Annotated in this window: 13 protein-coding genes; 1 reads left to right on the top strand and 12 read right to left on the bottom strand. The window is 40.8% G+C overall.

From position 1 onward, the window contains the following. Positions 1-91 precede the first annotated feature (91 nt). Positions 92-310 carry a hypothetical protein gene (locus LZF95_RS24510; RefSeq protein ID WP_233758024.1) on the top strand — a complete coding sequence of 73 codons (219 nt, stop codon included), beginning with the start codon at positions 92-94 and terminating at the stop codon, positions 308-310. 348 nt (positions 311-658) lie between these two features. On the opposite strand, the gene LZF95_RS24505 is transcribed toward LZF95_RS24510, so the two are convergent. From LZF95_RS24505 to LZF95_RS24455, 12 genes are all read right to left on the bottom strand, one after another. After that, a complete protein-coding gene (locus LZF95_RS24505; RefSeq protein WP_233758023.1) occupies positions 659-970 on the bottom strand; it encodes a hypothetical protein in 312 nt (103 codons plus the stop codon). A 212-nt stretch (positions 971-1,182) separates the two neighbouring features. Then, entirely contained in the window at positions 1,183-2,517 is a 1,335-nt protein-coding gene (locus tag LZF95_RS24500; protein ID WP_233758021.1) for a rhodanese-like domain-containing protein, read from the bottom strand. 56 nt (positions 2,518-2,573) lie between these two features. Further along, positions 2,574-3,179: a hypothetical protein gene (locus tag LZF95_RS24495; protein WP_233758019.1), complete on the bottom strand. Its 606-nt coding sequence runs from the start codon at positions 3,177-3,179 to the stop codon at positions 2,574-2,576. A 140-nt stretch (positions 3,180-3,319) separates the two neighbouring features. After that, entirely contained in the window at positions 3,320-4,321 is a 1,002-nt protein-coding gene (locus LZF95_RS24490) for an SDR family oxidoreductase (RefSeq protein ID WP_233758017.1), read from the bottom strand. Then, entirely contained in the window at positions 4,318-5,601 is a 1,284-nt protein-coding gene (locus LZF95_RS24485) for a trehalase-like protein (RefSeq protein WP_233758016.1), read from the bottom strand. Before LZF95_RS24485 ends, LZF95_RS24490 begins: the two co-directional genes overlap by 4 nt. Before the next feature lie 11 nt (positions 5,602-5,612). Then, positions 5,613-7,157, bottom strand: coding sequence for a vitamin K epoxide reductase family protein (locus LZF95_RS24480; protein WP_233758015.1), 1,545 nt, complete (start codon positions 7,155-7,157; stop codon positions 5,613-5,615). A gap of 51 nt (positions 7,158-7,208) precedes the next feature. After that, entirely contained in the window at positions 7,209-8,315 is a 1,107-nt protein-coding gene (locus LZF95_RS24475) for an NAD(P)-dependent oxidoreductase (protein ID WP_233758014.1), read from the bottom strand. A gap of 495 nt (positions 8,316-8,810) precedes the next feature. Further along, positions 8,811-8,969 carry a hypothetical protein gene (locus tag LZF95_RS24470; RefSeq protein ID WP_233758013.1) on the bottom strand — a complete coding sequence of 53 codons (159 nt, stop codon included), beginning with the start codon at positions 8,967-8,969 and terminating at the stop codon, positions 8,811-8,813. A 3-nt stretch (positions 8,970-8,972) separates the two neighbouring features. After that, the gene (locus LZF95_RS27825; RefSeq protein ID WP_339868989.1) at positions 8,973-9,308 is read right to left on the bottom strand and encodes a cytochrome c; all 336 of its coding nucleotides are present in this window, start codon (positions 9,306-9,308) and stop codon (positions 8,973-8,975) included. A gap of 2 nt (positions 9,309-9,310) precedes the next feature. Continuing rightward, positions 9,311-10,759 (bottom strand): sorbosone dehydrogenase family protein, encoded by a 1,449-nt coding sequence (locus LZF95_RS24465; protein WP_233758012.1) that lies wholly within the window; start codon positions 10,757-10,759, stop codon positions 9,311-9,313. Positions 10,760-10,924: 165 nt separating this feature from the next. Next, positions 10,925-11,524, bottom strand: a complete 600-nt coding sequence (locus tag LZF95_RS24460) for a DUF305 domain-containing protein (RefSeq protein ID WP_233758011.1) — start codon at positions 11,522-11,524, stop codon at positions 10,925-10,927. A 173-nt stretch (positions 11,525-11,697) separates the two neighbouring features. Next, complete coding sequence (locus LZF95_RS24455) at positions 11,698-12,030, bottom strand: four-helix bundle copper-binding protein (RefSeq protein WP_233758009.1); 333 nt, start codon at positions 12,028-12,030, stop codon at positions 11,698-11,700. Between the last annotated feature and the right edge of the window lie 142 nt (positions 12,031-12,172).

The following is a 12,172-nucleotide window of genomic DNA, read 5'->3' as shown; positions in this document are numbered from 1 at the left end:
ACCCGCAAGGCAGCGCTTTGTCCATTCTTGACTTCTTCCAATCAGTCCAAAAAACAGGCAATCAACTCAAAAAAGCCAAAACAAAGAAAAAATGCTAGAAAATGAACTTTTGATTATTCATGGAAGCTCACTGATCGAATGTGCCTGGACCACTGTCCAACGAGATCCGGTGATGCTGAATCGATACGAGGAACTATTGCAAAGACATACCGGCAAACGAGCCATAGTTATCATAGCAAGAAAGCTCTTGTCAAGAATATATCATGTCCTAAAAACGGGTGAACCTTACCAGGTAGGATATTCAAATTAGTCCGTGGCAGAGACCATTGGATCAAGCCCATCAATAAGCTCCAGACCTCTCAACACTGTGTGAGTCCAACAATTAGGAACTCTATTTTAGTATGGGGCTGGAGCACTTACTAAACTAACCGGAAACTGGGGCTCATATATATAAGAGACTCCTAATGGAAGCATGGCTTGTATTTGATGATCGCAAGGTATGGACTGATACTGCAGAAGTAAAGAACAAGGCGAGTGGACAACCCACCCGCAAGGCAGCGCTTTGTCCATTCTTGACTTCTTCCAATCAGTCCAAAAAACAGGCAATCAACTCAAAAAAGCCAAAACAAAGAAAAAATGCTAGAAAATGAACTTTTGATTATTCATGGAACACATTGTTATAGATCAGTCCAAAAAGAAAAAGGAGAATGAGTACCATTAGCATATCCGCCACAGATGCCAGGGCACAAAAAGAAATATGCTGCCAATCATATTCATATCCTTTATAAAGGGGACCCTGAGCCACTTCCCAAATAAAATTGAGGACAAAAGCCAATATGGCTATTTTCAGAATATATTGTTTATAGATACGTCTTTCTGTAACCCGTTTTAGGAAATAGAAAAACAACCCTATAACCAACCCTAAAGCAATTACCGGAATCACGAATATATCGGGACGAAGATTCTCCATACTCTTTTTATTTTTTGATCTTTTTAAACAGCCAGACTACAAGCAGAACTAATACAACAATGAGTAAAATTCCACCAAGCCACATGCCTACACACATAAGCCCACAATCGTCCATGTTCATATTGTCCATCATAGTTTTTATTGTTTAATGGTTATATAATTCGTGATAGTATTTCATCTATATATTTTTTACTTCTAAAATTTTTTTACGACTATTTAAAATCACTTATTGCTTTACTCAGATCATAAACTGCGACATCAGCAAACTCAGTCGCCAGGATACTCGAACCTGCTGCCGACCGATACCCACCCGCACAATGCACGACTACTGGCCTGTGATCAGGAATTTCAGTAATACGTTCTCTTAGTTCGGGTAAGGGTACATGGATGGCTTTCTCGAAAATCTTGCCATTAGCTACTTCAGGTTCATTTCTGATGTCGACTATGGTATAAACATCGGGGTTTTGTTTGAAATCCTGTAGGTCTATCTGCTGATCAGCATACAGGTCGTATTGCTCTAACTGATAGGTCATACCGGTAATATGACCTTCATAAGCTATTTTAGCTGTACGTCTAACCGCCTTTTCTAACATTGCCTGATCTTCAGCAACGAGATTGAAACTCTCATCAGGGCCTACTATTGAACCCAACCATGTCTCAAATTTTGATGTGTCATCCCCTAGTTGAATATTAATAGATTGCTTTATATGCCCTTTTTTAAACTTTTCCTGGTCTCTGACATCTATGATTAATGCCTTCTCATCAATTGTTTTAGCTTCAAATATTTTATGAATATCTTCCTCTGGTGAGTCTATACCTTTTCGGTTTACCTCAACCTCGTAGGGAAAGTATTTGGGAGTGAAAGCCTGACCATCCAGAAAATCCGTGATAAACTGATCCTTGTCTTTGATTTGAAAGGCCCAGTTATTACTTCTTTCCTTTCCTATTGTGGTCTCTAATTCTTTGCCCATGTTTTTTCCGCACAGCGAGCCCGGCCCGTGGGCAGGATAGACGATTGTATCATCATCTAATATGCTGAAGACTTTATTGATCGTATCGTACATCATGCCGGCCAGTTCATTTTTGCTAACCTGCATGTTGCCGGTACCCTCTCTGAGGTCGGGTCGTCCAACATCACCTACAAATAAGGCATCACCCGAAAAAACCGCTTTTTCAACACCATGTTCAAGTAATAAATATGCGTTATGGTCAGGAGAATGACCGGGGGTAAATAAAGCGCGAAAGGTTAAATCTCCAATTTGGACTTCTTCATTATGTCCAAGTTCGTTGGCATCGTAATAGACTCCCGCTTTTGAATTAATGTAGACAGGGGCATTAAATCTTTTCGATATTTCCAGGTGACTACTAGCAAAATCCGCATGCGGATGTGTTTCAAGTACTGCCACAATTTCCCCACCGAGTTGGTGTGCAAAATCAAGATAAGGTTGAATATCCCTTGCCGGATCTACCAAGACTATTTGCCCTTTACTTTCGATGGCGTAAGACAGTTGAGAAAGTGCTTTATCATAAAATTGTTTTATTTCCATAATGATCTTTTTTATATATTTTTCTCATCGTTTTTATCAATGAAATTTCCGCAGGTCTATTTTTCGATTTCAGTTTTATGCACAAAATAATCTGTCAGTTTTTCCCATTGAAATTTTTGAAAACCTGCCCACCCACCTTCTGCTATTAATGTGTTTATTACTTTACGACCAGCAGCTTCTTTTCCTTCATTATTTATCATTTCGTTTTTTCCGATTTCGTAGCCATAAAGTATTTCTCCTTTGCATTCCACTTTAAACGTACTACTGCTTTCCTGTACAAAAAAGTGTTCTGTCTTCTTATCATTTTTTCCTTTCGCCTCCGGCTTATTGCTAGGATGCACAGTAAATTCGGCACTGAATTCATCTTGTTGAATGTTTGAAATTATTACCCAATTCTCCGGAAAAGGTCCTGGAAGATTTATTTTTATGTAGTCATTTATTTCCGGTTTATCTGCAAGCTTTTTCTCTCCGGATACATCATATAACTGAAACGAGGAGGTAATTCCAGGCAATTTTGACCATTTATTTATGTCAAAAAGTTTTTTCTTAGCCCTCGCAAACCTCTTTGACATCTCTGTTTTATCTGCAAATTTATTTATACTTCTATAGATGCGATTCTCACCTTGAGTGCTGTTTGCTTTATTAATAGTATCTGCTGTCATGATTATATTGTTTATTAAACATTAAAATTGTACACCTTCGTAACTGTTGAGAGCTTTATCATAAAGTTGCTTTATTTCCAATCTTTTAATGCGTCAGATAGTGATTCGCCGGTTCTTAAATTTTCTTTATCAGACCTTAATCAACCCCTTATTAAAATATATCCTATTACAATCGCAACAATTATTAATACAATTACCAACACTTCATGTCGTCTTTTATCAATCCAAAATGTCAAACTGAAATTCTTGGACTTCTTTCCAAAACCTCCATGCACGCCATGATCTCCAGGCACAGGATCCCATAGATTATGATTTCTTCCATTATTTTCAGGCTGATCCGTTTGCTGACCGGAAATACCATTTCTGGAAAGTGTCCAGTCCACCAACCAAGGAGCCAGCCTGTTTCCCCATATAGTTTTTATAGTAGAAAAACCTACAAAATACTCTCTTCTTTTATGTTTTGCTGCGTGTACTATGGCTTTGGCAGCTACTTCGGGCTGATAGATAGTACCCATGGGCTTTGGCTTATTTGGCAATCTTGACTTAACAAACCCAAACTGAGTAGTATTCATGGCTGGTAATTCTACAGTACTAATCTTTATTTTACTTTTCTCATGGATAAGTTCAGCACGTAGGGATTCATAAAAACCTTTTACTGCATGTTTAGAAGCACAATATGCTGATTGTAAAGGAATTCCTCGGTAAGCCAATGCTGAACCCACAAAAACAATCGATCCTTCATTTCTCGCTTTCATTTTTTTAAGGACAGCCAAGGTGCCATAAACTTGCCCTAGATAGGTTACCTCGGTCACTCTGAGATATTCATCCGGCTCCATTTTACTTACGGGGCTAAATACGCTTACCATAGCATTATTTACCAAAATATCAATCTCTCCCAATTCCAATTCAATTTTATCTATGGCTTGAGCCAAAGCTTTTGCATCTGCCACATCTGCCTGAACATACATGCCTTTGCTGCCATAACTTTCAATTTCTCGCCTTACCGATTCAAGCGCTACAAGGTTTCTTGCTATTACAGCAACATTGTAACCTTGGCTTGCAAACTCTCTTGCACATGCCCGACCCAGCCCTGCCGAAGCCCCGGTTAGGACTGCTATTTTTGAGGTGATTTGATTTTTCATAGTTTCTTATTTTTTTCCATCTGAATCATATCAATCACCAAGCCTGACCACGTAAAATCTCTTGCCCCATGCCCCTCACCTGTAAATGGATTATAATATTCTCTAAAACCACTGATCTCTATAAGCTTTTCAATACTTTCTATTAGCTTATGGGCTTCTTTCTCCCAATCGTTTTCCATTAGATGCTTATGCATAAACCAATTGTATAAAATCCAGGTAGGACCTCTCCAAATAAATAATGACTGATTTGGATTGAATGCTGGATGATTTATTGAAACTGAAGGTATTGGGTATGGAACATCAAACTCATCTTTATTAAAAAAATGATTTTGAAGTACTTTTTTGGATATATCGGTAGGTATATCTTTTATTACTGTAGGAAAAAAAGCCGTTGGTGTAAGTACTTTTATTTTTTTATTGTCTTTGTCATGTACATCATAGAAAGCTGCTGTTTCTTTATCGTACATTACTTCAAGTATGCTTTTTACAGTCTGATCATATCTCGACTTATAGATTTGGGCATCCGGGTCTGCTATTTTTTCACATAGCTGATGCATTGTTAAAAGATTTTGAGCGTAAATAGTGTTAAACCCTACTTCCTTGACTATAAAATACCCCTGTTCATAAATTTTTCTACAATTGTAATTATTGAGGAAATTCCTGAAATCAATCCAAACAACTTTTACAAACAATCGCCAATTAGCTCTCTTAGAAGAAAAATTAACGACTTCATCGAAACTCGGTTTCCAATCTATGCCTGACTCAAATGGTGAAATAATAGAGATAAGTCCATTACCTTCGAAATCCCGGTTGCTAGCTATCCAGTTATAATATTTTTTTAATTTGGGAAGCATTTTTTTAAGAAAAACTTGATCCGCAGAATTATCGCATACTCTCTTCACCGCTTGAGCCACTATTGGGGGCTGTAATAATGCGCTCATATGAGTTTTCAACAGCTTAAATTTTAAATTCGGGCTAGATTGAAATAAGTCGCTTAGACGTTTGGGGAATATATTGTTCCAGTAAATCATGTGTCCCACGAAGCCATTCGCTTTTTGTAAAGCAAATAGACTTTCTAAATGTTTTTTTGCCATTTCAGCACGATTTAAGGCTGCAAGAATAAATGCATGAAAGCAAGTATCCCAAAAAAACTGAAAGGGATATGAAGTAGGAGAAGGTTTAGTATAGTGGAAATGATGCCCTATACTTTTTGAGTAACCTTTCACCATATTTTCGTCCAACAATTGATTTACTTTTTCACGCATTTGTCCTTCCGTCATACAATAGATACTTATTTTACATATTTATCCCATAGTCCATATCTTTCTTTTATTACGCCGAGAGGAATAGAGAGTGTTGCTACTAAAACGCCCGTTAGGGTGCTGCTTAAGGTAAGGGCAAAGCTGCCACCTTGAATAAACCACGGCAGTACAGCGACCAATAAGCCAATTAAGATATTCAAATAGCGGCCTACACGCAGTACCTCTGCCATGCAAACCACGGCTACTACAACTATAAGCGCACCTCCCAAATGATTCAAATCAGCTGCCTTTGTTTCTATACCTACTCCAAAAATGGATGGTGAAAACATCAACCATAACCCGAGGATAGTAGATAGAGTGAATGTCCAGGGAGAACTCATCCCCCAAATGGAAGCTTTGAAAACTTTTCCCGGTTTTTGAGGAAAGCTGAATAGTTCAGGTGATCGGTTGTCGTTTTCGGTAGTTATCGGCTTGCCTCCTTTCCAAAAAACTTTCCAGAGTGAATCGCCCTTTCTTTTTCGCTGCACTATGTGCTGCCCCATAGCAATCACCTCATCAATTTGTAGCGGTATCATGGGTAGCATGATTATGGCTGTAAGAAGGCAAATAGTACACCAAGCTCCAACTGTAAGAGGTTGTGAGACCACCAAGAAGATGCTGACAAACCCTAAGGGTATAACCAGGATTCCAAAAAAAGTTACCATCCAGGGCATGGTACGCCAACGTGATGTTCCGCCCATCCAGCCCATTAAAAATTCCAAAGTGTAGGCCAATGTTCCCAAAGCGGCATCAGATATGGGCCAGGAGTGGGACATATCGGAATTCAGCACTTTCATTGTGCTATTTCCAAAAAACGGATCCCAGGCATAATCAATGTATCCTAATTGAAATGCTCCCAGGTAGCGGGAGGCAATCCAGCCCACAAAAGCCAATGCGATCATGATCGCCCGCTGTGGCCAGCTTGATGGATTGTAGCTCCAGCCATCGGGAACATCCCCTCCCATTTTCATGTACATGATCATATTGGGCATTCCCGGTATAAGTACGGAAAGGGCAATAACTAATACACCCACCATTGTTCCATTAAGATATCCTACTGCGGTGGGCGACCAAAAAATCAATGGAGCCATACTGATCCAAATCCCGATGAAGCAACATATCCATATGCTATATGGGCGGTTTGGGGTCAATGCACGCCAGCCAAAAAATATCAGTAGTATTCCACTAATGATATCACTCCATTTCATAGCGGCAATTCGTCCACTCATTGATAACCAAACATCCCTGCCTCCACTTGGCTCAACCACATTCTTTGCATAATCAAAGGTCAGTGGGGAGGCCACCATCCAGAAGCCTAACATAACTAGTGACCAATAAATCCAGAGTGTGTTGCTGTGGTGCATGTTTAGCATTTCACTGCGTTGGCCGCTATCCATCTTCATCCCACCACCCTTCTCCTTTTTATCATCATCATGCTGGTCCTTTTTCATGGTCATTTCTGCCATTGGCCGGGTAACGCCTCTCTTTCCCATTCCTCCCTGGTTTTGGTACTTATTTTGATCATCGTTTTTCATAGGGTTGTCTGTTAAAGTGGATAAAAAAATATTATAAATAATTTCGCTAATTCAATCCTTTTTTAATTCAGAAGGTGGCTCCAGATGATTTTCCTTGTACCAATTCAGAGGATCGGATTTAAGTTTTTCTATCATATCCGGCAGAGTAGCTATTAAAGAATGTTCAGGCTCCCAGTTGAGCAACTCTTTGGCACGGGAAATATCCAGTTCATAATGATCATCGGCACGATCTATCATCCAAGGTTTAATAAAGGGATCACCAAATAGATCCATTGCCCAGGCACCGGCTTTAGCTATTGGTTTGGGTATCTCATAGGTCTCCCACTCCTCACCGTGAATCAATTTACCGACCGTGTCTTGCAATTCCTGATAGCTTGGGGTCTCTGATTCTCCAATATTTATTGCAATTTCTTCCGGAAGTGCCTTTCTTTTTTCTACTGTTTTTTCCAGTGCGTCTAGCAGGTCTTCCATGTGAAGGAATACATTGCCATGAGAAGTATCCCCTGAGTAGAAATGACTGGTAAATTGCTTTTCATAAATGCGTTGTATTTGATGGGATACGGGAATAGAATGCCCTTCTTCATCATACACGCCGGCCAGTCTTAAAAGAACAGCTTTCATGTCTACTCTGTTCTCACGGATGATTTGCTCAGTATCCACTTTCGATTCGGGATAATCCCAATTAGGCGCAACAGGACAATCTTCATGGATCTTCCTGCGTGGTTCGGTGGGTCTATAGATCAGGTTTGTACTGGAAAAAATAAACTGCTCTACTTCAAAATCCTGTAGCACTTTGACGAATTTCTCTGTTCCCTTGACAGTTACCTCTTCATATAATGAACTAGGTTTGCCGGAAAAGTCATAGTAGGCAGCAAGGTGGACCACGGATGCTATTTTTTTTCCATAAGCATAATTTACCCGCTCCATTGCCTTTTTTATGCTTTCTTCTGAAGTAATATCAAAGCATACGCATTCGGCTTCTATGGGAGGATGAGGATTCCCCTCCCTGTCCAGCCCAACTACGTTGAAATTTTCTGACAATCTTTTAATGATCTGAGCGCCTATTAGACCACTACTTCCAGTGACGATTACTGTTTCCTTCTCTGAATATCGGTGCCCGATATTCAGGCGTGTTGATCTATGGGTAGTATGTTTCATGTTGCTAAATTTTATGTTATAAACCCAACTACAACAGCTCTAAAATGCTTTTGCCTTCTTTTTCATTATATAGCTGTTTTATCTTTTCAATTCATTAGGCTTTTCTCTCTGAATCACATCCAATATTTAAGGCATTTTATGGAATTGTTTACATCAATTCTGTTGATTTTCACGTTCTCGCGCCTCTTCAGCGGATTCTATTTCCTGATCCTGTGGTTCAACCACTACTTCAGTAATCACCGAATTAGAAAGAGAGCACTCGGCATGCGCTTTTTCATGCATTTTTTTTCAGCTCAGTTAGGTTAGGGCCTTTGCACAGGCAAATGCTGTCCGGGGTAGTAAGTTGACTTAGTCACAGCCAGCTTGTTTTTTTTATTCCTTTCAACAATAGCTGTGGCCTCATCCTCATAGGTGCTTGGCTCGCATTTTTTATAGGAGGCTATGGCAAGAAAGGTAAGTTAATGACAACTGGCCAATGAAGCCGCAAACGCCTCCTCAGGGTTCATGTTCTGAGTTCCCAAAATATTCCGTGGCCGCAGAAGCTTTTACATAACTTCCTCCTCCGAATATCCATTTATGGGTACGGTTGTATTCTTTGTATGAAAAATCTTCTAAGTCACCTTTCCATTTTAATGATACCTTGTACCTTGACATAACTTAGTTGTTTTTAAGTGCCTTCAGATATTCCATTAACTGATCCAATTCCTTTTCTGATAAATGTTCCTTATCAAAGGCGGGCATAGCGCCTGCCCCATGTCTTACCTGAAACCGTTTAGCAAAGCCGGGTGCCCAGAGAATTGAAGGACCAAGCCCTGCTGCCCCTTGGGGATGGCACCTTTGGCAATTTTGCATGAAGACTTTTTCTCCAGCTATTTCCGAATCATTTAATATCTGCGCTCCTGCTAGGGAATGGCTTGACCGATGTGAACACCCAATCAGGTAAGTGGATGAGACCAAGCAAAGAATAGATAAAATCTGTCTGAATGAGACCATAATTACTGCTTTGTGATTTTCCAGACAACCCCCGTGCCCTTTCGGGAAACGGTTCCTTTGCCAGATGTATCAATTATTCCAAAATCCACCACATAAAGAGATTTTCCATCGGGATGGAACTTAACCGCAATGGGTCGTTCCAATCCACCTTTTTTAAGCTGTGAAGCTGGACCGTTTTTATTTCCTTTGTTCAGGGCAAAATCCTTGACAATGCCCAGCTCCACGTCTACCATCACAACCTTAAACCCGACTGGTCCAAGCACTTTTCCTACATTTGGTGCCATATCCCCCAGCTGGGCGATGAAAGCCTTTCCGTTAAATCCGAAAACCTCACTGGTAGAAAAGTCCAATCCATTGGAAGATGAATGAACACCCAACACGGCTACAGGTTTGGGAGGTTCAGAGGGATGATCTTTTAGCAGCAATTCTGCGGTGCCTTTTCCGGGGACTTTGTATCCATGATGGTCTAAAGGTTCATGGCCTGAGTAATCGGGCCATCCATACCATTGGTTTTCCTTTACTTCCCATAAAATGTCCCCTGTGCCCCAAACAGGCCTGCTACCCCGGTCATCAAAACCGTTTTCCACCACAAATAATTTATCATTTTGGGCTGCCATGCCATAAGGGTTTCGGAAGCCCCAGGCAACAAGCTCAGGTTCGCCTCCCTCCAGAGGAATCTTCATTAAGGAACCTGAGCACGGAAGGGACCCTTTTATGATTTGTCCTTCATGGGTTGTTGTATTGAAAGGGACATACGCCCCAGTATTTGCTTTATCATCCGGGTCGTCGGTCAATGGGTTGTCCGTTTTGTAGTTTTTGCCATTTAGTACGATGTCGCTACAGGGAATGTCGTGGAAATCAGGGTGACGTTTTAACCAGCCGAACTTGGCGTTGTCCTCCCCCACTATGCCCGAATTGGTAACTGTTCCTTGCCCAAAATATACATATCCATTCATAACTATCGGACCATTCGTATGATGGTCTCCCATGCTCGGCAGGTTTTCTATGAGTGTGGTCACCTCTCCTTCTTTGCTGATTCTTAAGATCTTGCCTCCGTCCCTTTCACCGCCTTCCGATACGTAAAATTGTCCTTCGTAAAAAGCAACTCCATTCCAAGGGCCATTTTCTGAACCAGTTGCCACTACCGAAGCTTTTGCTGATGATTCTATTTTCAACAGGTGGGGTTGTGTCCAGGTTTCGCCGTAGGCATAGCCGGATTCAACAACATACATCAGCCCATTCCCATCGAACGCTATCCCCGTAGGAAAGGTCAAATCCGATGCGACTGCTTCAATCGAATAACCTGTGGGCAAAGAAATGTCCATCGGATTGATTTTTCTTTCAGAGGTTTTAGCTTCTGCCCCTCCCCGGGAGGGACGTATGCCATAGCAGCCATAAAGGGTAGGCAAAGCAATCAGCAACATTAAACATTTATACAGCTTTTGTTTCATAGCTAAGTTCATTCAAGTAACGTTCTGTCAATCATGGGATCAAAAAAACATGCCTCTCAAATCATGAATTGCGATATCTGCTTATAGGTACTCATTATATATCGCTGCGGACAAGAGGACATTCCGCTTTTTATCTATTATTCCCCTTTCTTTCCGAATGGGCTCCTATTCCGGTTGCCCATGTCCATTCCTGAACTGGGCAAGTTCTATGATTTCTGCTTCCTGATCATCTATGATCATTTGTGCTTCCATCCGGGTGTTTTCGTCCACACCATAGTCCAAGTCTATTTTGGCCATATCTATGGCGCTCTGGTGATGGTGGATCATCATCTCTGCAAAATCATAATCGGGATCACTGGTATAGTGCATAGCTTTCATCACCTCATCCATTTTCCTCATGGCCATGTCTATTTCTTCCATAAAACCTGTTCCATCTTGAGGAACGGGAGCGCCATGGGCCTCAAGAAAATCATTTAAACGTGCCATACTTGCCTCATTTCCTTCAAGGGTCTGTTGTGCAAGCATAAGCAAATTTTCGTGTTCCCCGTATTCTAAAACTATACTCGCCATGTCAACAGCGCCCTGGTGGTGGGGCAGCATCACTTCAGCAAAATCAACATCCGGATCCATGGTCATGGGAGCAGCATTCATGTCTTCCATCATTTTCATCCGTACCGCTTCCATTTCATTCATAAAGTCTTCATTGATGGACGGCGTAGTATCTTCATCGGTACAACCGGAAAATACGATTAATGCTGTTATCATTATCAGCGAAGGTAAACGTAGTACCTTCGATAAATTTTGGCCATTTAAAATCTCTTTTTTCATGTTTTTACAGTTTCTGGTTTTCCATTAGGTCTTGTAACAAAACAACCGACACCAGATGTCTAGTTTTAATCCGTGGCCGGTTGTCTTTGGAGTATTCGTTTTAAAGTCTGTTAGCCTTGAACTCCTGAAAAACTTCCGCATGCCTCAGCACATTCGCGACAGGCTTGGGCACATTGTTGGCAGTGGTCTGCGTCGTGCTTGGCACATTCTTCGGCACATGCCCTACAGATCTCTTGACACTCCCTTATCAGGTGTTCGGCATGTTGGGAATGGGAGGCAACAAAACTAGCAGTTGTGTAACAGATCTTGGCGCAATCCCTGTCAAGCCGGATACATTGTACCATCATTTGTATGTCCTGTTCGTCCAGACAGGCATCCGCACACATTTCGCATGCAGCTGCACATTCCGCTAATTTTTGAATCAATTCTTTGTTGTGAGCCATGGTAATTAATTTTTATGATTGTGAATATTTTATGATAGCCAATTTCAGACTATGGTTTATTAAACGACTCCTAAGGAGGAAGAGTGGTATGAAATATTGATTTTAAATTATATAATATTGATCCAATGAGTTTTTTTGTGAT

It is taken from the genome of Algoriphagus sp. AGSA1, assembly GCF_021390545.1.
Taxonomy (GTDB): Bacteria; Bacteroidota; Bacteroidia; order Cytophagales; family Cyclobacteriaceae; genus Algoriphagus.
This window is presented reverse-complemented; position numbering and strand designations above follow the sequence as displayed.